Below are 23,137 nucleotides of genomic sequence, written 5' to 3'. Positions count from 1 at the left end.
CCGGTTCAAACATGCCGTCGGCGCTGAAAAAGAGGTGCAGGTGAATGTCCCCCCGTTTTTTGCTTCCGCTAATCGCCGGCGTTGTTCTGTCGGGCCCGCTGCAGGCCGAAGACGGCACGCCGAAAGGTGTTGTCGAACTCTTCACGTCGCAGGGCTGCTCCTCCTGTCCTCCCGCTGATGCCGCTTTTCGCAAGCTGGTGAACCAGGGCGATGTCATCGCGCTCGCCTATCATGTCGATTACTGGAACTATCTCGGCTGGGCCGATACGCTGAGCTCCAAGGAAAATACCGAGCGACAGTATGGCTATGCCAAGACGATGGGCCGCAGCAACGTCTACACGCCGCAAGCCATCGTCAACGGACGCGACCATTTGGCCGGCGCCGATCTGAATGGCATCAACAGCAAGATCGACACCTATAGCAGCGAAGGCAATGGGCTGACCGTTCCGATCAGCGCCGCGATGCGCGGCGACGAGCTGGAGATCAAGATCGGCGCGGGACAGGGCAAAGCCAATGTCGTGATGGTCTATTTCGATAAGGAAAAGACGATCGACGTCGAAAAAGGCGAGAACAGCGGCCAGAAGCTCTCCTATCTGCACAGCGTCACCAATGTCGAAACCGTCGGCATGTGGGACGGCAAGGCAACCAGTCTGACGCTGCCGGCCAGCGTCCTGCAGCGGCCGCAGCTCGAGGGCTGCGCCATCCTGCTGCAATCGGCAACCGCAGACGGCGATCCGGCCGCGATCCTTGGCGCGACCGTGGTGATGGCTGGCAAAAATATCTGAGATTCCATCCGGTTTCGGATGAAGTGCCGGGCGGCCCGGCCGAGCGTATTCGGGGCTGGGGTTAAGGTCGATACGCTCCGCCGGGCCCTTTGGCGCGCTGGCGCCAAACCCGAATTCATAAATCTCCTGCAAATGAGGCGCTGTTTTGACTGAAATGCGGCGCTGCGGAGAAAGCGTTGACCTGTCCAGCGCATCATGCTTTCCGAAAATCGAACCCAACTTTCGCAAGGCATGATGCACTGACTCGAAGTGCTACAGCGTCCTTGCACGAGAGACGCGCGGCGCTGTAGTGCGGCCGAATGTGACGGCTGGCACTCTTGCAATTTGCGGCGGCTCGGGCAAACTGTCACCCTCCTGTCACAAGCGGAGGCCTTGGGAGACTGATGACAGATCAGCCGGATTTGCGACACGGCGAGAGCCGCTCCGTCGACAATAGTTCCTCAGTCGTCGTCGATCTCAGGGAATACAAGCAAAGCAAGGACCCGCTTCCGGTGACCTTCCACCGGCGCGAACTGGACGCGATCCTCTGGATCTACGGCCGGATGGTCGGTGATGGTGAATGGCGCGACTACGCCATCGATCACCTGAAGGACAGGGCGGTCTTTTCCGTTTTCAAGCGTTCCGGTGAAATACCGCTCTTCCGCATCGAGAAGAACCCCAAACTCGCCGCCAAACAGGGCGCGTATTCCGTGATCAGCGTCAACGGCACCATCCTGAAGCGCGGTCACGAGCTGAACCAGGTGCTGAAGGTCTTCGACAAGGCCCTGAAGCTCGTCGACAAATAAGCCATATCAGCCGTTAAACAGCACGCCGGGATAGGTCGACGGGTCCGGATCGGTGCTCATGCCTTCGCCTAAGGCGCGCTGCATGAACATCGTATCCAGCCAGCGGCCGTGCTTGTGGCCGGTGCCCTTCATCAGACCGACCTCCTCGAAGCCGGCCGTGCGATGGAGCGCGATCGAGGCGGGGCTGGCGCCGCCGATGACGGCCGCCATCTGCCGAAAGCCGAGAGTGGTGCAACGGATGACCAGTTCGGCGAGCAGCGCCTTGCCGATGCCGCGGCCACGGGCTTCAAGCGCGAGATAGATCGAATCCTCGACCAGCCAGCGATAGGCAGGACGCGTGCGGAAGGCCGAGGCATAGGCGTAGCCGAGGAGAGTCCCGTCCGCGCCGATGGCTGCGATATAGGGATATTGCTGGCCGACGATCGCCGAAAAACGCAGTGCCATCTCGGCCTCGGAGGGCGGGACGATCTCATAGCTCGCGACGCCGTTCAGGACCGATTCGCGATAGATATCGGCAATGGCGGGAATATCGGCATTCGAAGCATCGCGCAGGAGGAAGGACATTTCAGCAGCATATCCATAAGGGCGGCAAGGGCTTTCTAAACCATTCCGTGAAAGCCTACGCAACAAAAAAGGCGGCCGAAGCCGCCTTTTCGATCCCAGTCTGCCCTGCTTATTTACGGTTGCCCATGAACTGCAGCAGGAACATGAAGAGGTTGATGAAGTCGAGATAGAGCGTCAGCGCTCCCATGATCGCCTTGCGGCCGGCCACGGCGACGTCATCGGCTTCCAGGTACAATTCCTTGATCCGCTGCGTATCGTAGGCGGTGAGGCCTGCGAAGATCAGCACGCCGAGCACCGAGATTGCGAACTGCACGGCGGACGAGGCCAGGAAGATGTTGACCAGCGAAGCGATGATCAGGCCGAAGAGACCCATCATCAGGAACGAGCCCATCGCCGACAGGTTACGCTTCGTCGTGTAGCCGTAAAGCGACAGCGCGCCGAAGGAGGCGGCGGTGACGAAGAAGGTCTGAACGACGCTCTGACCCGTGTAGATCAGGAAGATCGATGAGAGCGACAGGCCGACGAGCGCTGCGTAGACCGCAAAGGTCGTCTGGGCGGCGGCCACCGTCATGGTATTGATCCGGAAGCTCAGGAAGAACACCAGAGCCAGCGGCGCAAGAATGACCACCCACTTCAGCGGGCTGACATAGATCGCCTGACCGAAAGCGGTCAGCTCACCATTGGCGAAGGCGAATTGGAACGACAGATATGCGGCCACACCGGTGATCGCCAGGCCCAGCGCCATCAGGTTGTAGACCTTGAGCATATAAGCGCGAAGGCCTTGATCAATCATCTCGCCGGTCTGAGCGCGGCTTTGATAGTTACGAAGATCAGCCATAGTTTCCTCTTACAAGCTCCGATGGAAATACGGTGTCGGGGTTTTCGACCCGGGCGCCGCTGCGGAGCTCCAGCATGCCTGCGGATAATATGAGGCTTTCGCCCTTTGCAAACAAGAGGCTTGCATAGGCTCGGTCGGTTAAATCGCCGTAAGGTGAAGGGTTTGGGTGCCGCTGCCCGGTCAAAGCTCGCGCAAGACGGGGGCTGCCTTCTGCCCAAGTATGCGCCAGGTGCCGATGAGGCCGATGCCGACGGTCAGGACGAGCGCGGTCACAAGCGTCAGTCCCGCCACGTCGGGCAGAAAGGCCGAGGGCAGACGCATGATGCGGGCGACGATGAACCAGGCGGCGGCGCTGCCGGCGATCAGCGCGAAGATCGCAGTCGCGAGGCCGAGGATCAGATATTCGTAGCTGAAGGCGCGGATCAGCATGGCGCGCGTGGCACCGAGCGTCTTCAGCACCACCGCGTCGTGGGTGCGCGCCCGGTTTCCGGCGGCAAGCGCGCCGGCAAGGACGAGGATCGAGGCGATCAGGGCGACCGAGGCCGCAGCGCGGATTGCGGTCGCCAGCTGTGCGACCAGCTGGTTGACGATATCGATCGCGTCCTTGACGCGCACACTGGTGATCGTCGGATAGGTGTTGGTGACCGATTTCAGGATCGCCGCATCTTCGGCCGGTGTCGAGGAGGGATCGGTCAGAGTCGCCAGCCACGCATGCGGGGCGCCGCGGAAGGTATTCGGCGAGAAAACCATGACGAAATTGATCGACAGCGATTCCCACTCGACGCGGCGCAGATTGGCGATCTTCGCCGTGATGTTGCGGCCGAGCACGTTGACGGTCACCTTATCGCCGATCTTGAGGCCGAGTTCATGTGCCTCTTCCGAGGAGAAGGAGACGAGCGGCTCGCCGCTGTAGTCCCTGTCCCACCATTTGCCTTCGGTGAGGGCGGCGTTCTCCGGCAGGGTTTCGGCATAGGTGATGCCGCGATCGCCGTTCAGCACCCAGCGGCCGGCCGCCGGCACGTTCATCTTGGTGACGTCCTCGCCGTTGAAGGCGATGATCCGGCCGCGCAGCATAGGCACTTCGACGAGCTTGCCCTGCGGCGCTTGGCCCTGGACGAGATCGCGGAAGGCGCCGACCTCGGCGCTCTGGATATCGACGAAGAAGAAGTTCGGCGCACCCTCGTTCATGCGGCCGGTCAGCTGCTGGCGCAGGTTTCCGTCGATCAGGGTCAGCGTCACCAGCAATGCCAGGCCAAGGCCGAGCGAGAGCACGACCGAGGGCGTCAGTGCGCCGGGGCGGTGGATGTTGCCGATCGCAAGCCGCAGCGCCGGCGAATTGACACGTGGACTGCGGCGCGCGAGCCAGGCGATCAGCGCGGCGACCAGGCGCAGGACGACGAAGGCGAAGACGATCGCGCCGACGAAGACGACGGCGATAAAGCGGTCATAGGCGGTGAGAATGGCAAGCCCGGCAAGGGCGGCCATGAACAGGGCGGCAAGCAGGATATAGGGCCAGGAGGGCAGGTGGCGGGCCTCGAAGCCTTGCTCGCGGAACAGTGCGGTCGCAGGCACTTCGCGAGCGTGGCCGAGCGGCAGGATGGCGAAGGCGAGCGTCGTCAGGATGCCGAAGAGCGTGGCGAGCAGCAGGGCGCCGGGATAGAGGGTCGGCGCGGTCGAGACCGGCAGGAATTGCGCCAGGAACTGCGCGGCAAGCATCGGCGACAGGGCGCCGATGACGAGGCCGATCAGGATGCCGCCGAGAGCGATGATGGCGATCTGGAAGAGATAGATCAGGACGACGACCTGCGCCGGCGCGCCCAGACATTTGAAGGTGGCGATGGTGGTGCGTTTGGAATCGAGGAAGGCGCGCACGGCATTGGCGACGCCGACGCCACCGACGATCAGCGCCGTGAGGCCGACCAGCGTCAGGAACTGCGAGAAGCGGGTGATGTTTTCGGTGAGCGAGGGCGCGGCGCGGTCGCTGGTGCGGATCGCCCAGCCGGCGGAGGGGAACTCCTTCGAGGCGCGCGCCTGGATGTCCGACATCGCGCCTTTGTCGTCCAGCCGGATCTTGTAGGCATGTTCGACCAGGCTTCCGGTCTGGATCAGCCCGGAGGCTTGGAGCGCCTGGCGGCTGACGAGCAGACGCGGCGCAAAGCCGAAACCTTCCGACAGCGCATCCGGCTCGATTTTCACCGTGCCGGTGATGCTGAGCTTGACGTTGCCGAGCAGCAATTCGTCGCCGACCGCAAGCCCGAGCCGATCGAGAAGGAGGGGCGCTGCGACCGCACCATAGGTGCCGCCTTGGCCCGAAAGCAGTGCTGCAAGCGGATAGTCCGGCTCGGCGACGAACTTGCCGTAGAGCGGGTAGGCGTCGTCGACAGCCTTGACCTCGACCAGCGCCTGATCGGAACCGTCAGGTTTGCGGGCCATCGAGCGCAGGCCTGTTGACACCGAAACGGTGCCGAGGCCTTCGAGGAAACCGATTTCCTGAGGCGTGGCTTCGCGGTTGTTGAGTTCGAATCGGACGTCGCCGGCCAGCAGTTCCTGCCCCTGCGAGGCGATCGTGTCGGTGATCGACTGCGAAACGGAATTGACGGCGGCAATCGCGCCGGTGCCGAGCGCGATGCAGGCAAGGAAGATGTAGAAGCCGCGGACGCCGCCGCGCAGCTCGCGCAGCGCCAGGCGAAAAGCGAGCGAGACGCGTGGGGTGATGATCCTCATGCGATCGCCGCTTCGCTGCGGCGGGCGGCGCTGTCGCCTTCGATCCGGCCGGAGCGGACGCGAATCTGGCGCGAGCATCGGTTTGCGAGCGAGACGTCGTGGGTGACGAGAAGCAGGGTCGTGCCGCGTTCGGCCTGCTTGGAGAACAGAAGGTCGGCGATCTGGCGGCCGGTCTCGGTATCGAGATTGCCGGTCGGCTCGTCGGCGATCAGCAGGGCGGGGGAGGGGGCGAGCGCCCTGGCGATCGCCACGCGCTGCTGTTCGCCGCCGGAAAGCTGGCCGGGATAGTGGTTCAGCCGTTCGCCGAGGCCGACCGATTTCAGCTCGCGATGGGCGATCTCGAAGGCGTTGCCGACATTGGCGAGCTCGAGCGGCACTGCGACGTTTTCCAGCGCCGTCATGTTGGCGATCAAGTGGAAGGATTGGAAGACGATGCCGATGTTGCGGCCGCGGAAATCGGCGACCTGATCCTCGCTCAGGGCGTGGAGCGGCGTATCGTTGATGTTGATCTCGCCGCTGTCGAGTTTCTCCAGCCCGGCAAGCACCATCAGCAGGGTGGATTTGCCGGAACCGGAAGGGCCGACGATGCCGACGGATTCGCCGGCCGCGATATCGAGATCGATGCCCTTCAGAACGTGGACGGAGGCGGCTGCGCTGCCAAGGGTCAGATCGGCGCCCTTCAACTCGATAATGGTTTTTGCCAACAGAAATCGCCCTATATAAGTCGGTAATCGAAAGGCCGCATAACGGCACCTCGCCAATCTAGGGAAACCAGGATGAGATTTAAAGTTGCCGCCCTTCAATTCACCGTCATCGCCGTCTCGCTGATCTTTGCCGCTGCAGCCGATGCCCGGACGATCAATCTCGTCGGTTTTGGGGATAGTTTGATGGCGGGCTATCAGCTATCGCCCGGCGACGGCTTTCCCGAAAAGCTGCAGGCGGCCCTGAAGGCGAAGGGGCTCGATGTCACCATCGCCAATGCCGGGGTCTCCGGCGACACGACGACAGGCGGCCTTGCGCGCATCGACTGGTCGGTACCCGACGGCACCGATGGGGTCATTCTCGAGCTAGGCGCCAATGATGCGTTGCGCGGTATCCCGCCGGAGGAGAGCGAGAAAAATCTCGATCAGATGATTATCCGGCTAAAGGAGCGTGGAATCGCCGTTCTGCTCGCCGGCATGATGGCGCCGCCGAACATGGGGGCGGATTATGCCGCACGATTCAACCCGATCTACCAGAAACTTTCGGAAAAACATGGGCTTCCCCTCTATGCCTTCTTCCTCGACGGCGTTGCGCTGGAGGCGGGGTTGAAGCTCGACGACGGCATGCATCCAAATGCGAGAGGTATCGACGTCATGGTCGAAAAGATGGAGCCTGCTGTCACAAATTTCGTCGAAGCGATTTCTTCTGTGAAGAATTAGGGGCTTGCGCGGTTGTTGATTGCATGATTCCGTGTGAGCACCTGCAAAAGATTCGGGGAGTGCTCGTGATGCCGAGACTGTTTACCGCCCTCGAAATTCCGCGCAATGCGGCGATGAGTCTTTCATTGCTGCGCGGTGGCCTCCCCGGAGCACGATGGATCGATGTGGAGAATTACCACATCACTCTGCGCTTCATCGGTGATGTCGACGGCCGGACGGCCGATGAAATCGTTGAACGCCTCGACCGGATCGACCGGCCGGAATTCCAGTTCCGGCTGGAAGGCATCGGTTCCTTCGGCTCGAAGAAACCGCATTCGGTCTGGGCCGGCGTCTCGCAATCGCCTGAGATGTATGCCCTGCAGGGCGAGATCGAGCGCATCTGCCAGCGGATCGGACTGCCGCCTGATCCCCGCAAATTCATGCCGCATGTGACGCTGGCGCGGCTCAAATCCTCACGCCTCGACGATGTCGTGCAATATCTGGCGGGACGCGGCAACTTCCATACCGCAACTTTCACCGCGCCGCGCTTCGTGCTGCTTTCGTCGCGCGAATCGGTCGGTGGCGGGCCTTATCTCACCGAAGAAGTGTTCCCGCTGCACGAGGCGCGCTCGGCGCCCAGCGTTTCGAGCAGCCTGCAGCAGCCGGTCAAGAGCCTGGTGTAGGCCAGTTCGAAACCGCCTGGGCCGCCATAATAGGGATCGGGAATATCCTCTCCCGTTCCCAGCGCGATATCACCAAAGAGACGGATGTTCGCCCCAGGCAGTGCGCTCTTGCTAAGAGCCGCCAGATTGTCGCGGTCCATGGTGAGGATCAGATCGAAATCCCTAAAGTCACTCGACCTGATGCGCCGGGCGCGCTGTCCCGATATGTCGATGCCGTGGCTTTTCGCGATGGCGATCGAACGCCGGTCGGGCGGCTCGCCTTCATGCCAGCCGCCGGTGCCGGCGGAAGCGATCGTAAAATCGCCGGTCAAGCCTGCCTGGGCGATGAGATGGCCAAAAATTCCCTCCGCGAGCGGAGAACGGCATATATTGCCCATGCAAACGAAGAGGATGCTGATGCGTTTCATCGGTAACCTGTCGACAGAGAAGAGGAGCATGGCATGAAAATGGAAAGACTGGAACGGACGGCGGTTGAGGCTGAGCTGACCGAGCTTTCGGGCTGGGTGCTCAATGATGCGGGTTCTTCGATATCGAAGACGTTCAAGTTCGCAAATTTCGTCGAGGCTTTCGGCTTCATGACGCAGGCAGCGCTCGCGGCCGAGAAGCTCAACCACCATCCCGAATGGTTCAACGTCTATTCCAGGGTGGATGTGACGCTGAACACGCATGATGCCGGCGGACTGACGGAGTTGGATTTCAAGCTCGCCAAAGCCATGGAGAAGGCTGCGGCGCGTCGTATTGATTGAAGCCGGGCCGATTGAAAGGGGCCGATTGAAAGACTGGGCGCCATCACCATATGTTCGCTTGGACGAAAGGGATGCAGGGATGGACGAGGTCAAATTCGGGGAAATCCTGTTGCCGGGCGACGAGGACACCCAGAGCCGGCGCGAGAAAACCGTAAGGCAGAAATTCTGGCCGACTTTCCGGCGGGCGGTGCGGCAGATCCCGTTCTCGCGCGATGTCGTCGCCGGTTTCTATTGCGCGCTCGATCCGCAGACGCCGACGAAGGTGCGCGGCGTGCTGCTTGCAGCACTCGCCTATTTTGTCATGCCGATCGACATGATCCCGGATATTTTTGCCGTCATCGGCTTTTCCGACGACATCGCCGTGCTCTCGGCCGCCTTCGCGATGGTGCGCGGCCACATCCGGCCGGGCCATTACGAAGCAGCCGACCGCGTTCTCGCCGATCGGCCGGAAGAAGCAATGAAGACGATCTAAAGCGCGTCCGCTGCACACTTTTGGGCGACATGGGTCAGGCGATTTCGCGTTCCAGCACCTTGCGAAGCTTGCCGAAGGCAAGCCGGATACGCGACTTCACCGTGCCGAGCGGCAGCCCGGTCGCTTCGGCGATCTCCGAATGTGATTGACCGAGGAAGAAGGCGGCGCGCAGCATGTCGCGCTGTTCCTCCGGCAATTGGCCGACGGCGGCGCGTATCTTGGCGTCGCGATCGTCATTGGCGATGATTTCTTCCGCGCCGATATCGGCCGGCGGCTGCAGGGCCGGATCAGTCTCATCGAAGATGCGGGTGTTGGCGCGGCGCTGGATGTCGATGCGGCGGTTGCGGGCAATACGGAAAAGCCAGGTCGAGAGGGAAGATCGGGTGGCATCGTAGAGCTCTGCCTTGTGCCAGAGCACAATCATGATCTCCTGGACCAGTTCCTCAGCCTCGCCTGATGTCATCCTCTGGCGCATCAGCCAGGCCTTCAGGCGGGGTGCGAAATAGTCGAACAGGATGGAAAAGGCCTGCTGGTCGCGATCGTCCGCGACGGCCTTCGCGAGGGCAGCGAAACGCTGTCTTTCCTCGGCATCCATATCTCCTCACCAGCCCCCTGCGGCAATAATTTCGTCCCGGATTTCCAAGTCTTACTGAGGTACAACGGATTTGGGAAAGGTCAAACTCTTGCCTGAATCTTTGTGTCTTAAATTCAGCCGAACGGAGGGCCAGTGCCATTGGGGCACGGTGTCGCGGCCGATACCGTTAAAGGGACGAAAATTGACACCCGAGCTGAAATGACACAGGCAGATACAAATCGCAGCTATTGTTGACCATTTGGTAACCTGAATTAAGTCAAAATAAAGCAGATCGTGATTATGCGGCGCCCGCTATGATCGCTTCGGGCCTTGAATCGCAAGAACCGGCAGGAATCCATGTTTGTAAAAAGTATCGTATCCGCTCTCGCACTCACCCTTGTTATGGCCGGAGTTGCGACAGCGCAGCAGGCCGCGCCGAACCGAATCCAGCAGTTCCAGGCATGGGGCGCTTACTCCTACAAGTCGGGCAACAGCACCGTCTGCTACGTGCTGTCCGTTCCGACGGCAAAGCAGCCGGCAAGCGTCGACCACGGCGACAATTTCTTCATCGTCTCTCAGCGCCCGGGCCAGAACATCTCCTACGAGCCGCAGGCGATGATGGGCTACACGGTCAAGGAAAATTCGAAGATCAACGTCGTCATCGACAACAAGACCTTCGTGATGTTCACCAAGGACAAGGCCGGCTGGGTCGAGAACGCGGCGCAGGAGCCAGCCCTCGTTGCCGCGATGAAGACCGGTCATTCGATGACGGTCAATGCCGTTTCGCGCAAGGGCACCGGCACCTCCTACAGCTATTCGCTCTCGGGCATCTCGGCTGCGCTGAAGCAGATCGAAACCTGCAAGTAAGCGGTCCTTTAGACCGAAGAATTTCATGGGCCGGCCTTGCGCCGGCCCATGCCGTTTCCATCTATGGTGACGCGCGGGCAAAATGATGCTAAAGCCGGCGCCAACAGCGGACAGATCGCGATTTCAGTCGCCGTTCCGCCATTCAACTTCTGCCGATGTGCTGTCATGCGCCCGCAGGTCTTCCGGCTTACCGCTGAAGTCCGCGGGGTTGCGAGGAGCAGCCACATGTTTGAATTCGGGATGAAAGACTATGTCCGTCATGGATGCGATCGTTGTCACCAAGCCGCAGGCGCGCACGTCCGCCAACCTCGAGAAGCCGTCGTTGATCGGCATGTCGCGCGAGGAGATGGGGGCGGCACTGCGGGAAAAGGGTGTGGCCGAAAAGCAGATCAAGATGCGCGTCTCGCAGCTCTGGAACTGGATCTATGTGCGAGGGGTCTCCGACTTCGACCATATGACGAATGTCGCCAAGGACATGCGGGAAATGCTGAAGCAGCATTTCACCATCGCACGTCCCGAGATCGTCGAGGAGCAGGTCTCCAACGACGGCACGCGCAAATGGCTGCTGCGCTTTCCCGCCCGCGGCGCCGGGCGTCCCGTCGAGATCGAGGCCGTCTACATTCCGGAAGAGGGCCGCGGCACGCTCTGTATCTCCAGCCAGGTCGGCTGCACGCTCACCTGTTCCTTCTGTCATACCGGAACGCAGCGTCTGGTGCGCAACCTGACGGCGGAGGAAATTCTTTCGCAGCTGCTGCTTGCCCGCGACCGGCTTGGGGACTTTCCGGACCGTGAAGCGCCGCAGGGTACGATCATGCCCGCCGAGGGCCGCAAGGTCAGCAACATCGTCATGATGGGCATGGGTGAGCCGCTTTATAATTTCGATGCCGTCAAGCAGGCATTGCTGATCGCAACGGATGGTGATGGCCTGTCGCTCTCCAGGCGCCGCGTGACGCTTTCCACCTCTGGCGTCGTGCCGGAGATCTTCCGCACCGGCGAGGAAATCGGCGTCATGCTGGCGATTTCGTTGCATGCGGTGCGCGACGATCTGCGCGACATTCTGGTACCGATCAACAAGAAGTACCCGCTGAAGGAACTGATCGAAGCCTGCCGGACCTATCCGGGCCTTTCGAACGCACGGCGCATCACCTTCGAATATGTGATGCTGAAGGATGTCAACGACAGCCTGGAAGACGCCAAGGGGCTGATCAAGCTCCTGAAGGGCGTGCCGGCGAAGATCAACCTCATTCCATTCAATCCCTGGCCCGGCACCAATTATCAGTGTTCCGACTGGGAGCAGATCGAGAAGTTCGCCGATTTTATCAATTCGGCAGGTTATGCCTCGCCGATCCGCACGCCGCGCGGCCGCGATATTCTTGCCGCCTGCGGCCAGCTGAAATCGGAATCCGAACGCATGCGCAAGACCGAGCGTCTGGCCTTCGAGGCGATGATGATCGCCAATCACGGCGCCGACGACTGATCAGCAAGTTTGATCCTCGCTACAATTCTCCGCGATTGATTTCAGGGGGCGCTTTTCCTAAAAGTGCCCCCAAAATCATTCAGGAGGATCCCCATGCGCCCGATTTTACTCGCTCTTGCCGCCACTTTGGCCCTTTCCCTGCCCGCAAAGGCCGATGACGTCACCGTCGCCGTGACGGCGATCGTCGAACATCCGGCGCTGGATGCGGCGCGCAAGGGTGTTCTCGATGCGCTGACGGCGGCTGGCTACAAAGAGGGCGAGAACCTGAAATTCGTCTTCGAATCGGCGCAGGGTAATCCGGCGACGGCGGCCCAGATCGCCCGCCAGTTCGCCGGCGACGAGCCCAATGTCATCGTGCCGATCTCGACGCCCTCGGCCCAAGCCGTCGTTTCCTCGACGCGTGACATTCCTGTCGTCTTCACAGCCGTGTCCGATCCGCTCGGCGCCCAGCTCGTCAAGGATATGGACAAGCCCGGCGGCAACGTCACCGGCCTCTCCGACATGTCGCCGGTCGCCGAGCACCTTGCGCTGATCAAGGAAATCCTGCCCGATGTGAAAAGCATCGGCTATCTCTACAATTCCGGCGAGGCGAATTCCGTTTCGCTGCTCGCCGTCTTGAAGGCTGAAGCCGAAAAGGCTGGCCTGAAGGTGGTCGAATCGGCCGCCACCAAGTCGGCCGAGGTCCAGGGTGCGGCACGCGCGCTCGTTGGCCGCGCCGATGCGATCTACATTCCGACCGACAACACGATCATCTCCGCGCTCGAAGGCGCCGTCGCGGTTGCCGAGGAGAGCAAACTGCCGCTCTTTACCGCCGATACGGATTCGGTTTCGCGCGGCTCGATCGCCGCCCTCGGCTTCAACTATTATGATGTCGGCAAGCAGACCGGGGAGATCGTCGTGCGTGTGCTGAAGGGCGAGAACCCGGGCAACATCGCGGTCAAGACGCCCGCCGGCAGCGACCTGGTCGTCAACAAGGCGGCGGCCGAGAAGATGGGGGTCACGCTGCCGCAGAGCGTGCTTTCCCGCGCTAACAAAGTCGTCGAATAGTCGGTCGGTATTTCTAAAGCGCGTCGCGATCTTTCAGATTCGCTTGCCGCGCTTTAGATGTTTCCGCATGTCTTTGGCGCAAAACCGCTGCACACTTTCGCGCGACATGCTGTAACGCCTTCATCGTATTCAGCCGCTCTCGTTTGCACGGGAGCGGTTGTTTGTATTAAAAGACTCCGTTTCGCGACGGGCGGAACGGACACAAAAAGGGGCTGAAAGCCTTGAGCCAAATCGCATTCTGGGGGGCCGTCGAGCTCGGTCTGGTCTATTCGTTCGTCGCTCTCGGCGTCTATCTCGCCTTTCGAGTTCTCGACTTCCCCGACCTGACGGTCGACGGCTCCTTTCCACTTGGCGCGGCGGTGACGGCCGTGCTGATCATTGCCGGCGTCAATGCCTGGCTTGCGGCTCTGATCGCCATGGCCGCCGGTGCCGCTGCGGGCATGGTGACAGCACTGCTCAACGTGCGCTTCAAGATCCTCAATCTGCTCGCCTCGATCCTGACGATGATTGCACTGTTTTCCGTCAATCTGCGCGTAATGGGCAAACCCAATGTCGCCCTCATCAATGCCGACACGATGATCAGCCCGTTCTTCGGCCATGGCCTTCGCGATTTCTACGTGCGGCCGCTCTTCGTCGGTGTTCTCGTCGTCATCGCCCTCATCCTGGTCTGGCGTTTCCTGGAAAGCGATGCCGGGCTGGCAATGCGGGCGACCGGCGCCAATGCAAGGATGGCGCGGGCCCAGGGCGTCGATACCAGCCGGCAGATCTATCTCGGCATGGCTATCTCCAATGCGCTGGTGGCGCTCGGCGGCGCGCTGTTTGCCCAGACGAACGGCTTTGCCGACGTCACCTCGGGCGTCGGCACGATCGTCGTGGGGCTTGCGGCCGTCATCATCGGCGAGACGCTGCTCGGGCGCCGCGGTCTGCTGATCGCGCTTGTTGGATGCGTGCTCGGCTCGATCCTCTATCGCATCGCGATCCAGCTGGCGCTTTCGAGCGACGTCATCGGTCTGCAGGCGTCCGACCTCAATTTCGTCACGGCCGTGCTGGTGACCGTGGCGCTCATCCTTCCCCGTTTGCGCGGAGGTGCCGCGTCGTGATCAACCTCAAGAACATCAAGGTCGTTTTCGGGCGCGGCACGCCGCTGCAGAAGCAGGCGCTCTCGGGTGTCAGCCTGACGATCGAGGAAGGCTCCTTCGTTACCGTCATCGGCTCGAACGGCGCCGGTAAATCGACGCTGCTCGGCGTGCTCGCCGGCGACGTGCTGGCAAGCGAGGGGCAGGTGCTGATCGGTAATACAGACGTCACACGCAAGACGACGGCGGCGCGCGCCGGGCTGGTCGCCCGTGTCTTCCAGGACCCGCTGACCGGAAGCTGCGGTGCGCTGTCGATCGAGGAAAACCTGGCGCTTGCGGCGCGCCGCGGCGAGCGGCGCGGGCTTGTTTCGGCGCTTGGCGCAAAACGGCGCGACCATTTTCGCGAGAGGATCGCCGAACTCAATCTCGGGCTGGAGAACCGCATGAAGGACCGCATGGACTTGCTTTCCGGCGGCCAGCGCCAAGCGGTCTCGCTCGTCATGGCGACGCTGGCGGGCTCGGAAGTGCTGCTGCTCGACGAACATACAGCGGCGCTTGACCCCGGCATGGCGGAATTCATCATGGGTCTGACCCAGAAGATCGTTTCCGAGCGCAAGCTGACGACGCTGATGGTGACGCATTCGATGCGCCAGGCGCTCGACTATGGCCACCGCACCGTGATGCTGCATGGCGGAGAGATCGTGCTCGATGTCGCCGGCGACAGCCGCAAGACATTGCAGGTCGAGGATTTGATCGCAATGTTCCGCAAGATGCGCGGCCAGACGCTGGATGACGATGCGTTGCTGATCGGTTAGCGGGCAGCTGATCGTTTCACGACTCCTCAGAGGCCCGTGGGACCGTCATCAAGAGCAGACTTCCACCAGCACGCGACGACCGTACTGGTTGAGCCATTCCGGCTGGCACTGTTCCGGGTAATAGTCGTCATCGCCGAAGAACAGACGATTTCTATCGTGGAAGGCGAAACGGCCGTCGCGATGTCCGCCAAAAGGGCCGGCTCCGCCGAAATGATGCGCTCCGAAGCCGTGATCGGCGAAATTACCGCCGCCCATATGCGCACCACCGCCGAAGTGGCCGCCGTCACGCGAGAAGCCGCCACCGCCATGGCCTCCGCCGCCGTGAGCTAAGGCAGGTGTTGTCGCTGTAAGGGACGTGGCGGCAAACGTCAGCGCAACAACTCCTGCCGTTATGATATTGCGGAACCTAATCATGGACTTATCCTTTCAAGGCAGCTCTTCGTGAGCCCTAAAGGATATGTGGGCAGCGAAGGTGGCGTGGCCTAGCCACAATTGCCGATTTGCGATCATATGTTGATCACAAGTAATCGCGCGAAAGGCATGGAATAATTTTGGAAGGCGACGAAATTCGCCGTCGCCGCCTGCTCCGGCGTGGCGTCTCGCGAATATAGGTGTAGCTGGCGGCGGATCGTTTCACGACCGCGGGCGGATCGATCAACCGACCGCGGGCGGATTGCTGCGCAACCGCGGGATTGCTGCGCAACCGCGGCTATCTCGCCTGGGTGAGCAGGATCTTTGCGGCGAAGATCGAGAAGACGCCGGCGAAGGTGTAGTCCATGCCGCGCAGCACTTTCTTGTTGTTCTGCAGCCATGAGGCCAGCCAGTCGGCGGCAAAGACGACGCTGGCGTTGACCGGCATGCCGATCAGGATGAAGCAGAAGCCGAGAAAGAGCAGCTTTTGGGTGACGGCCGGATCGCCGGCGCTGACGAATTGCGGCAGGAAGGTCATGAAGAAGATGATGACCTTGGGGTTCAGAAGATTGACCCAGAAGCCTGACGAGATGTTCGAGAGGGCGGTGCCCTTCTGCTCCTCGACCTTGGCGACGGTGAGCTTCGAGCCGAAACGGATCGCCTGTACCGCCAGCCAGAGCAGATAGGCGGCACCACCGGTCTTCAGGATCAGGAAGGCGGTCGGCGAGGCGGTGATCAGCGCCGAAATGCCGAAAGCGACCAGCATGGTGTGGACGACGATGCCGAGGCTGGTGCCGACGACAACGAAGAGCGCCGCCTTCTTGCCCTGGGCGAGCGCGCGGCTGATCGACAGCGTCATATCGGGGCCTGGGGTCGCCGCAAGCAGCAGCGTCGCGGCGGCAAAGGCGAGAAGGGTCGGCAGGCTGGGCAGGAAATCCATGACACACTCTGAAAGCCGGAAAGGATCTGGGGATCTCTTACCCGGCTTTCGGAAAATTACCAATCAAACCTTCTGATGGCGCCGATTACTTTTGTTCGAGGAACGCCTTGAAGCTGTCGGCATAGTCCTTGTGCCAGCGCGACAGGGGCGGGCGGTTCTCGACGATATCGCCGGCTGCCCAGAGCATGCGGCGTTCGTCGACCGGACGCGCGACGTCATTGTCGGGGCAGAGGATATAGAAATCGCCGCGTTCGAGGCTCTCGACCATGAAATCGACGGTCTGCTCCGGCGTCCAGGCCGCGGCCGGTTTTTCGGCGCGGTCGCCCTTGGTGAGGCCGGTGAAGACGAAGCCGGGGATCAGAAGATGGGCGGAGATCTTTCCGCCTTGGGTGTTGCGAAGCTCGTGCTCCAGCGCTTCAGTAAAGACTTTCACGCCAGCTTTGGAGATATTGTAGGCGGGGTTGCCGGGCGGCGTGGTGATGCCTTGTTTGGAGCCGGTGTTGATGATCAGGCCCGGCTCGCCATGCGACAGCATCTTCGGGCCGAAGGTGCGGGTGCCGTTGATTACACCCAGCAGGTTGACGGCGAAGATATTGTCCCAGTTCGCCTGCGGGCTGAAGATCGAGGTTTCCGGGCCGATGCCGGCATTGTTCATCAGCACGTGCACGCGGCCGAAACGCTGGAGCACCGCGCGCTCGAGCGCTTCCAGCGAGTCTCTGCTGGCGACGTCGGTCTCGACCGCCATCACATTTTCCTCGCCGGCAATGGCCTTAAGTTCGTTGGCGGCGTCGGCCAGCCGATCGCCGCCCAGATCGGCAATGGCGACGCTCATACCGCGTCCGGCGAAATATTTCGCCGCGGCAAGGCCGATGCCGGAGGCGCCGCCGGTGATGACGGCAACATTGGATTTCTTGAAAATGTCTTGAATATTCGTCACGGGCAGCCTCTCCTCGAGTATTTGCGGACGCTGGCGAATATGGGCTCCGCTTTCGCGCTGTCAAACGGTATCGGCACCATCAGCGTCGCACTTGGTCTTGCGTCACGCGCCAATCTCGCTAAAAGTGCCGCGACACCGGGTTTTGCCGGCCTTTTATGCAACGGACCTCATCATCATGGCATCATACAAAGACGTGAAGAAAGTCGTTCTCGCCTATTCCGGCGGCCTCGACACCTCGATCATCCTGAAGTGGCTGCAGACGGAGCTCGGCGCCGAAGTCGTCACCTTCACCGCCGATCTCGGCCAGGGCGAAGAGCTGGAGCCGGCGCGCAAGAAGGCCGAAATGCTCGGCATCAAGGAGATCTATATCGAGGATGTGCGCGAGGAATTCGTGCGCGATTTCGTCTTCCCGATGTTCCGTGCCAATGCCGTCTACGAGGGCGTCTATCTGCTCGGCACCTCGATCGCCCGTCCTCTGATTTCCAAGCATCTGATCGACATCGCCCGCAAGACGGGTGCGGATGCGATCGCCCACGGCGCGACCGGAAAGGGCAACGACCAGGTCCGTTTCGAGCTGTCCGCCTATGCCCTGAACCCGGACATCAAGATCATCGCGCCGTGGCGCGACTGGGCGTTCAAGAGCCGCACCGATCTGCTGGCCTTTGCCGAACAGCATCAGATCCCGGTTGCCAAGGACAAGATGGGCGAGGCGCCATTCTCCGTCGACGCCAACCTTCTGCATTCCTCTTCCGAAGGCAAGGTTCTCGAAGACCCCTCCCAGGAGGCGCCTGAATATGTGCATATGCGCACCATTTCGCCTGAAGCTGCACCCGACAAGGCAACGACCATCAAGGTCGGCTTCGAAAAGGGTGATGCAGTTTCGATCAACGGCGTGCGCATGAGCCCAGCGACACTCTTGGCTGCGCTCAACAATTACGGCCGCGACAACGGCATCGGCCGTCTCGACCTCGTCGAGAACCGCTTTGTCGGCATGAAGTCGCGCGGCGTCTACGAGACGCCAGGCGGCACCATCCTGCTTTCGGCGCACCGCGCCATCGAATCGATCACGCTCGACCGCGGTGCCGCCCATCTCAAGGACGACATCATGCCGCGCTACGCCGAGCTGATCTATTACGGCTTCTGGTTCTCGCCGGAACGCGAGATGCTGCAGGCGCTGATCGACAAGAGCCAGGAGCATGTCGAAGGCGAAGTGACGCTGAAGCTCTACAAGGGCAATGTCATGGTCATCGGCCGCGAAAGCGAAAAGTCGCTCTATTCCGACAAGCTCGTCACCTTCGAGGACGATCAGGGCGCCTACGACCAGAAGGATGCGGCGGGCTTCATCAAGCTCAATGCGCTGCGCCTGCGCACGCTCGCCAAGCGCAACCTCGCGAAATAATCGCGGTTCGCCTTCGAACCGGATAAGAGCCCGCCGGCATTGCCGCGCGGGCTTTTTCGTGGAGTGAGGTTGCAAACACCACCAAACTCTAGAGCGTTCTGGATGGCCGGATTGCAACAACGGACATCGGCTCGGCTTGGATAGACGACCGCTACGGGGCCGAAGGCAGACGGGCAGCTTTTGATGGGCGGCCGGCGATATCGGACAATGCTAAGCTGGCTATTCGGTGGGAAAGATCTCGGCCGACTGCGGTTAGGTAGTCCGAAGCAACGCCTAGCCGTTCACGAAGCTTCAGATCGTTTCGGTCCGCATGCGCTCGCTGAGGTGCCACCCCGGTTCTATCTAAACAGTCACCAATTCGGCAAGCTTCGCTGCCACCTCTGCCATCGTGGCCTCTGCCGTGTTTAGCCCGTTTCGCGAGGCCAGCAGGGGACTTATTTCGCGTAGAGCGTCATAAGTTGTCTGATGCACGATGGGTACAAGCCTCTCGCCCGCCAGGAGTGCCGAAAGTTCCTTGTCGGCGACACCCCCTTTAGGGAGGGTGCTCAGCATTGCAGGAGTCACCAACACAATCCCCACTCGCGAGTTCGCCAAGCCTTTGTCGATGGAGCGCATGAACGGCTCGCCAAGCCCAATGTCCTTCTCGCTGAACCAGACCCGGACACCACGCGCCTCAAGAAGGTCGTGCAGTTCCTTCGCGGCCTTCTGTCGGTCGTCCCAAGCATGGCAGAGGAATACGTCTCGGAGTTCCGGTCGCTTGGCGGCTAGTTCTTCGACGTTGACCCGGACCGGGGTGAGTTCCCGAACTTCCGCAGGAGTGTAGAACAAAGCCGAACCAGGTTTTGACCAACTCGCTCTTACGCGGCCAGTCCCGCTGCCGCTGCTCCGTGCACCTCCACTGCTCGCCGAGGACGAATAGTAGGAAAGGGACGAATAGGACGGGGGAGAGTACCCACTACTGTAGCCGTATCGCGAGCGGCCACGACATGCAGGGCAGTTTGCCGCTGCTCTCGCTGACCGATGGCCTTCGCTTGGTGCCGTGCATCTTGCCATGTCAGCGGTATTCTCCCAAAGGCCCAAAGGGGTGAACTTAGCTAGCCATACATAGATCACGATTCGCAGACTAGAACCTATCGGATTATTAGCGAATTCTCTGACTACTCTTTGGATCTATCTGATAGTGTATCGGGGTCTGCGGCGCTTTGAGGATTGATTGCAGCTTGGCCGAATGACATCTGAGGGCGCGCGCATAGCAGTTCGGTCGACTTTCTAAACGAGGGCCGTCTGCACCGAGACGCACGGCCCCGGGCTGTGCATTGTCAAATCGTGATCGACCCGACTGGGAAAGGCGTAGTCATCGATTTTTCCGCCTCTTCGTTCAAGCCACGCAAGCAAACTTAGCCTAACGTCGGTCGTAATCTCAAATTGGACGGGACGTCCAGTTTTTGCTGGACGACCATGGCGCGGGCTCGAATTTCCTGGCCTGTAACAATGGTTCCGATCTTGATCTTGACCAGATCGCAGCCGCGTGGCTTGCTGTCGATTGCGAGATCGAACAGCGCTCGCTCCCTTATGCGCCCCTCTATCGAGGAAGAAACGAATTGCCCAGATCTGGCGCTGCTTCAGGGGCTTCTTTACGCCAACCTTCCGGCCGGCGTTCTATGCCGGGCGACCCAGTGCACCAGGATCATATTGTGCGATAACCATTTGAGTTCTCCTTCCGCCACCATTGGCCGTTGGAAGAACGCGCGAATTCCAGGTTCAAGGGCACCGTATCCAAACTGTCAAGTTTTCGGTGTCAACGTCACCTGCCGTAGAGCGACAGTGATTTCGGCGACCGCGTCCCGACGGCATTTCGGTCATTTGAGCAACAATAGCAATTCCTGAAAGCTTCCGTAGGGAAAGACCGGCCTGCCACATTCCAGCCAGTGATCGTACTGGCGGAGTCCTGAATTCCGCCGCCCGCCGTGGCAAAATAATTGATAGTCAATGTAGTCGCTCGCTTTCATGCCGTAAGGAAGGAAAAAAACCTGGCGGGGCAAACATGTCGATCCACGTTGAAATTAGGAATAGTACCGCGCAAGATTGTGCAATAACTTGACAATCAGCCAGAAAAAAAGATCGTCGATGTTCGAGGAACGCGCCTTCAACCTTTTTGTTTATTTTGATGAGGGAGTAGCTCGGCAATATGGTGCCCGCCATCACCGTCTAGCGGGCAGTGACGAGGCCAAACTAAAACTCTTGCTAGCCAACGTTGAGGCCGACCACACGAACGCCAGGCGTTTCGATTTTGAACGGACCTTCACCCCGGATGAGTGGATTGCGGCGCAACGCTTTAGCGAAGTAACTCACTATTTTGAGGAGGCATTTTATCACTATAGGGCACCTCGCGCGGTAATTTATTGCGTGACGCCAGTTGTCGATGGCGTGCCTACTGTACATCAACAGGTTTCCACCGGCCCGTTTCGCGGCGATGTCGTGACAAAGATCGAAGGGCGTGGATCAGTCCCGGACTATTTGGTCACATACGTGCGGGGAAATAAATTTCACTTGGCTGAACTGCTCGACGACGATTATTTCAAAGCTATTAAGTTGCTCTTCAACGCGGGCCACCATGTATCATCGGCAAAGCTGCTTATGTCGTGCGTCGATACGCTCGCTTTTGTGGAACATGGCGACGTCCGCGGCAATTTCACTGACTGGCTGGACACATATGTTAACCTCGCGCCAATCGGAATAAGCGCCGTTGAGGTCTGGGAATTTCGAAACTCAATTCTTCACATGACCAACCTCGCATCGCGACAGGTCCTCGCTGGAAAGGTGTCTTCCATAGCGCCTTACATAGGAAGGGCCCCCTTAATGGCACCGTTAGACCCGCGTCTGCCCAAGCCGTTCAACCTCTATCTATTAATGTTGGCTGTTGCAGACGGGGCGGCAAAGTGGGCACAGACTTATGCCGATAAAGAGAAAATGTTGAAGTTCATTGAGCGGTACGACACAACGATCTCAGATGGGCGCGTGGCAAAATGGTCTAAGGAGTAGTCCCCCTCGAAATTTATGCCTCAAGGGTTCAGTTCCAATGGTGGCCTGTCCCCCGATAGCACCAAATGGCCGATCACCGAATGTCTGCCTTTCGACCTGCTGCGTCAGAAGGAGATAGTCAGCTTTCCACCCCAAGCTCGATTTTCAACCCGCATAAGCTGAACCGCAGCTTTTTGGAAATCTCGTACCCCGTCTGAATGTCCGTATTGAGGGCGCATTGCTGCCGTGGTCGAGGTCGCATATCGGCCCAAAGCGGACAAGAGGTTGCTCTGTCGTCCCTGCTGGCGGGGCTCGTCCATTCGAATTCTGGACGTCAAACTACCCACCTAGCCTATGATTCCGCGGAGTTCGTCGTTGCGCCAGGCGCTAGAAAATCTTCTCGGTGGGAAGTCCGAGCGCGAATGAACCCGCGTATTGCGCCTGGGCTCCGGGCTGCATCGGATGATAGCGAGCGCCCTGTATGTCACGGAAGCAGCGCTCCAGGCCGTTCTCTCGATAGAATGCCGCGCCGCCTGCGACCTCCATTGCAAGCTCCGTCACCTCGATAGCGTGCCGTGCGACCAGGGAACGGCCGATCATAACCTCGTTGACGGTTTCCGCGGACGGTTCGTTTCGAGCAACTACCTCTAACATCCAGCGATGCGCGATCTGTGCGGCCCTCAGAGACGTTTCCATGCGCCCGACCAACCCGATCACATGATCGCTGTTGGCCTTGCTACGGACCATCTTGACTGCGATGTCGCGGGCGCTCTCGGCGACGCCAAGATAGGCCGCGTAGATCAGAGGAAACGCGATCATGGCGATGACTTGAAATACTGGATGCCATTGCCCCGCGCTTCTGGAAAATGCGACACTCGCATCCGGCACGAAGAGGTTTTCGATGATGATATCGTTTGACCCGGTTCCCCTCATTCCAAGTGTTCGCCACGTATCCTCTATCGAAACCTCTGGCGATGCCATCGGAACGCCGAAATGAATGACGGAGCGCGCGCCGTCCTGTTCTTCATAAACGGCACCGGTCATCAGGATGTTTCCTGCCGCCGCGCCGGAAGTGAAGCGTTTACGCGCGGTGATCCGGTATCCGCCATCAACTTTCATGGCCTTGCCCGATCCGCCGATCCAGTCCGATCCGCCGCTCGAGAGCAATATGATTTGCTCCGATGCAACACGTCTCAGGAGCGGCTCCACCGCGGCCACCTTTTGATGCCGCCAGCGCCAGGCGGGGATGGCGACTTGATGGGTATGCATGGAAAAGGCAAGCGCAGTGGACCCACATGCACGAGCAATGGATTTGAGCATCTCAGAAAGTTCGGGCACTTCCGCGCCCAGTCCGCCCAATTCGATTGGAACGCCTGCCCGCACGAGTCCAGATTCCTTTAGAAGCGCGTAATTCTCGCCGACGAAGGTGTCGCTCTCGTCGATCGATGCGGCGCGTTGCGCGATGGTGGGCAGGACCGAATTGGTTAGTTCGACAATGGTCCGACCGCCGGCAAGGTTCTGTTTTGGTTCTGTAAGCCCGAGCATATCAATGCCTCCTATCTCGTGAGGATTGAGA

Annotated in this window: 24 protein-coding genes and 1 pseudogene; 13 read left to right on the top strand and 12 right to left on the bottom strand. The window is 60.3% G+C overall.

Going from position 1 to position 23,137, the window contains the following annotated elements; translation table 11 throughout:
* Window positions 1–44 precede the first annotated feature (44 nt).
* Together RlegSU303_RS21605 and RlegSU303_RS21600 are read left to right on the top strand one after the other, a co-directional pair.
* On the top strand, window positions 45–785 hold the full coding sequence (locus RlegSU303_RS21605; protein WP_017962441.1) for a DUF1223 domain-containing protein: 741 nt from the start codon (window positions 45–47) through the stop codon (window positions 783–785).
* Between the two features lie 383 nt (window positions 786–1,168).
* Window positions 1,169–1,570, top strand: coding sequence for a DUF2794 domain-containing protein (locus tag RlegSU303_RS21600; protein ID WP_017962440.1), 402 nt, complete (start codon window positions 1,169–1,171; stop codon window positions 1,568–1,570).
* A gap of 6 nt (window positions 1,571–1,576) precedes the next feature.
* Here the strand turns inward: RlegSU303_RS21600 and RlegSU303_RS21595 are convergent, their stop codons facing one another.
* The 4 genes from RlegSU303_RS21595 to RlegSU303_RS21580 all read right to left on the bottom strand — a co-directional run bounded on the left by RlegSU303_RS21595 (window position 1,577) and on the right by RlegSU303_RS21580 (window position 6,400).
* Complete coding sequence (locus tag RlegSU303_RS21595) at window positions 1,577–2,134, bottom strand: GNAT family N-acetyltransferase (RefSeq protein ID WP_131720356.1); 558 nt, start codon at window positions 2,132–2,134, stop codon at window positions 1,577–1,579.
* 109 nt (window positions 2,135–2,243) lie between these two features.
* On the bottom strand, window positions 2,244–2,972 hold the full coding sequence (locus RlegSU303_RS21590) for a Bax inhibitor-1/YccA family protein (RefSeq protein ID WP_011653891.1): 729 nt from the start codon (window positions 2,970–2,972) through the stop codon (window positions 2,244–2,246).
* Between the two features lie 180 nt (window positions 2,973–3,152).
* A complete protein-coding gene (locus RlegSU303_RS21585; protein ID WP_131720357.1) occupies window positions 3,153–5,696 on the bottom strand; it encodes an ABC transporter permease in 2,544 nt (847 codons plus the stop codon).
* Window positions 5,693–6,400 (bottom strand): ABC transporter ATP-binding protein, encoded by a 708-nt coding sequence (locus RlegSU303_RS21580; protein WP_131619998.1) that lies wholly within the window; start codon window positions 6,398–6,400, stop codon window positions 5,693–5,695. Before RlegSU303_RS21580 ends, RlegSU303_RS21585 begins: the two co-directional genes overlap by 4 nt.
* Window positions 6,401–6,472: 72 nt before the next feature.
* Between RlegSU303_RS21580 and RlegSU303_RS21575 the strand changes: the two genes are divergently transcribed.
* Entirely contained in the window at window positions 6,473–7,117 is a 645-nt protein-coding gene (locus tag RlegSU303_RS21575) for an arylesterase (RefSeq protein WP_131720358.1), read from the top strand.
* Between the two features lie 68 nt (window positions 7,118–7,185).
* Window positions 7,186–7,779: an RNA 2',3'-cyclic phosphodiesterase gene (gene thpR, locus RlegSU303_RS21570; RefSeq protein ID WP_131720359.1), complete on the top strand. Its 594-nt coding sequence runs from the start codon at window positions 7,186–7,188 to the stop codon at window positions 7,777–7,779.
* On the opposite strand, the gene RlegSU303_RS21565 is transcribed toward thpR, so the two are convergent.
* The gene (locus RlegSU303_RS21565; protein ID WP_131720360.1) at window positions 7,686–8,186 is read right to left on the bottom strand and encodes a low molecular weight protein-tyrosine-phosphatase; all 501 of its coding nucleotides are present in this window, start codon (window positions 8,184–8,186) and stop codon (window positions 7,686–7,688) included. The genes thpR and RlegSU303_RS21565 overlap by 94 nt on opposite strands.
* A 33-nt stretch (window positions 8,187–8,219) precedes the next feature.
* Between RlegSU303_RS21565 and RlegSU303_RS21560 the strand changes: the two genes are divergently transcribed.
* A complete protein-coding gene (locus RlegSU303_RS21560) occupies window positions 8,220–8,525 on the top strand; it encodes a 4a-hydroxytetrahydrobiopterin dehydratase (RefSeq protein WP_131720361.1) in 306 nt (101 codons plus the stop codon).
* A 79-nt stretch (window positions 8,526–8,604) separates the two neighbouring features.
* Complete coding sequence (locus tag RlegSU303_RS21555; RefSeq protein ID WP_012759347.1) at window positions 8,605–8,997, top strand: YkvA family protein; 393 nt, start codon at window positions 8,605–8,607, stop codon at window positions 8,995–8,997.
* Window positions 8,998–9,031: 34 nt separating this feature from the next.
* Here RlegSU303_RS21555 and RlegSU303_RS21550 read toward each other — a convergent pair whose 3' ends face one another.
* The gene (locus RlegSU303_RS21550; RefSeq protein WP_065281541.1) at window positions 9,032–9,592 is read right to left on the bottom strand and encodes a sigma-70 family RNA polymerase sigma factor; all 561 of its coding nucleotides are present in this window, start codon (window positions 9,590–9,592) and stop codon (window positions 9,032–9,034) included.
* A gap of 336 nt (window positions 9,593–9,928) precedes the next feature.
* Here RlegSU303_RS21550 and RlegSU303_RS21545 point away from each other — a divergent pair, with 336 nt between their 5' ends.
* The 5 genes from RlegSU303_RS21545 (at window position 9,929) to RlegSU303_RS21525 (ending at window position 14,853) form a co-directional block, all read left to right on the top strand.
* Window positions 9,929–10,438: an invasion associated locus B family protein gene (locus tag RlegSU303_RS21545; protein WP_017962430.1), complete on the top strand. Its 510-nt coding sequence runs from the start codon at window positions 9,929–9,931 to the stop codon at window positions 10,436–10,438.
* A gap of 250 nt (window positions 10,439–10,688) precedes the next feature.
* Window positions 10,689–11,915, top strand: a complete 1,227-nt coding sequence (gene rlmN, locus RlegSU303_RS21540; RefSeq protein WP_017962429.1) for a 23S rRNA (adenine(2503)-C(2))-methyltransferase RlmN — start codon at window positions 10,689–10,691, stop codon at window positions 11,913–11,915.
* Window positions 11,916–12,008: 93 nt separating this feature from the next.
* Window positions 12,009–12,962 carry an ABC transporter substrate-binding protein gene (locus RlegSU303_RS21535; RefSeq protein ID WP_131720362.1) on the top strand — a complete coding sequence of 318 codons (954 nt, stop codon included), beginning with the start codon at window positions 12,009–12,011 and terminating at the stop codon, window positions 12,960–12,962.
* A 221-nt stretch (window positions 12,963–13,183) separates the two neighbouring features.
* Complete coding sequence (locus RlegSU303_RS21530; RefSeq protein WP_017989717.1) at window positions 13,184–14,062, top strand: ABC transporter permease; 879 nt, start codon at window positions 13,184–13,186, stop codon at window positions 14,060–14,062.
* Entirely contained in the window at window positions 14,059–14,853 is a 795-nt protein-coding gene (locus tag RlegSU303_RS21525) for an ABC transporter ATP-binding protein (RefSeq protein WP_131720363.1), read from the top strand. The genes RlegSU303_RS21530 and RlegSU303_RS21525 overlap by 4 nt, the downstream gene beginning before the upstream one ends.
* Before the next feature lie 48 nt (window positions 14,854–14,901).
* Here the strand turns inward: RlegSU303_RS21525 and RlegSU303_RS21520 are convergent, their stop codons facing one another.
* The 3 genes from RlegSU303_RS21520 to RlegSU303_RS21510 all read right to left on the bottom strand — a co-directional run bounded on the left by RlegSU303_RS21520 (window position 14,902) and on the right by RlegSU303_RS21510 (window position 17,141).
* Window positions 14,902–15,267, bottom strand: coding sequence for a hypothetical protein (locus RlegSU303_RS21520; protein ID WP_131720364.1), 366 nt, complete (start codon window positions 15,265–15,267; stop codon window positions 14,902–14,904).
* A 295-nt stretch (window positions 15,268–15,562) separates the two neighbouring features.
* Window positions 15,563–16,204 (bottom strand): LysE family translocator, encoded by a 642-nt coding sequence (locus RlegSU303_RS21515; RefSeq protein WP_017962425.1) that lies wholly within the window; start codon window positions 16,202–16,204, stop codon window positions 15,563–15,565.
* 85 nt (window positions 16,205–16,289) lie between these two features.
* On the bottom strand, window positions 16,290–17,141 hold the full coding sequence (locus tag RlegSU303_RS21510; protein WP_131644517.1) for an SDR family NAD(P)-dependent oxidoreductase: 852 nt from the start codon (window positions 17,139–17,141) through the stop codon (window positions 16,290–16,292).
* A gap of 175 nt (window positions 17,142–17,316) precedes the next feature.
* On the opposite strand from RlegSU303_RS21510, the gene RlegSU303_RS21505 reads away from it, so the two are divergent.
* Window positions 17,317–18,540, top strand: a complete 1,224-nt coding sequence (locus tag RlegSU303_RS21505; RefSeq protein WP_131720365.1) for an argininosuccinate synthase — start codon at window positions 17,317–17,319, stop codon at window positions 18,538–18,540.
* A 342-nt stretch (window positions 18,541–18,882) separates the two neighbouring features.
* On the opposite strand, the gene RlegSU303_RS21500 is transcribed toward RlegSU303_RS21505, so the two are convergent.
* Complete coding sequence (locus RlegSU303_RS21500; protein ID WP_313903993.1) at window positions 18,883–19,368, bottom strand: toll/interleukin-1 receptor domain-containing protein; 486 nt, start codon at window positions 19,366–19,368, stop codon at window positions 18,883–18,885.
* Between the two features lie 498 nt (window positions 19,369–19,866).
* Window positions 19,867–20,166: pseudogene (locus RlegSU303_RS34400) on the bottom strand (integrase); the annotation flags it as partial.
* A gap of 501 nt (window positions 20,167–20,667) precedes the next feature.
* On the opposite strand from RlegSU303_RS34400, the gene RlegSU303_RS21495 reads away from it, so the two are divergent.
* Window positions 20,668–21,582: a hypothetical protein gene (locus RlegSU303_RS21495; RefSeq protein ID WP_131720367.1), complete on the top strand. Its 915-nt coding sequence runs from the start codon at window positions 20,668–20,670 to the stop codon at window positions 21,580–21,582.
* 366 nt (window positions 21,583–21,948) lie between these two features.
* On the opposite strand, the gene RlegSU303_RS21490 is transcribed toward RlegSU303_RS21495, so the two are convergent.
* The gene (locus tag RlegSU303_RS21490; protein ID WP_131720368.1) at window positions 21,949–23,106 is read right to left on the bottom strand and encodes an acyl-CoA dehydrogenase family protein; all 1,158 of its coding nucleotides are present in this window, start codon (window positions 23,104–23,106) and stop codon (window positions 21,949–21,951) included.
* Window positions 23,107–23,137: the final 31 nt, after the last annotated feature.

Origin of the sequence: Rhizobium sp. SU303, assembly GCF_021052345.1 — a bacterium.
Classification (GTDB): Bacteria; Pseudomonadota; Alphaproteobacteria; order Rhizobiales; family Rhizobiaceae; genus Rhizobium; species Rhizobium laguerreae.
Note: the sequence above shows the minus strand (reverse complement) of the source record. Positions and strands in the feature narration are given on the sequence as shown.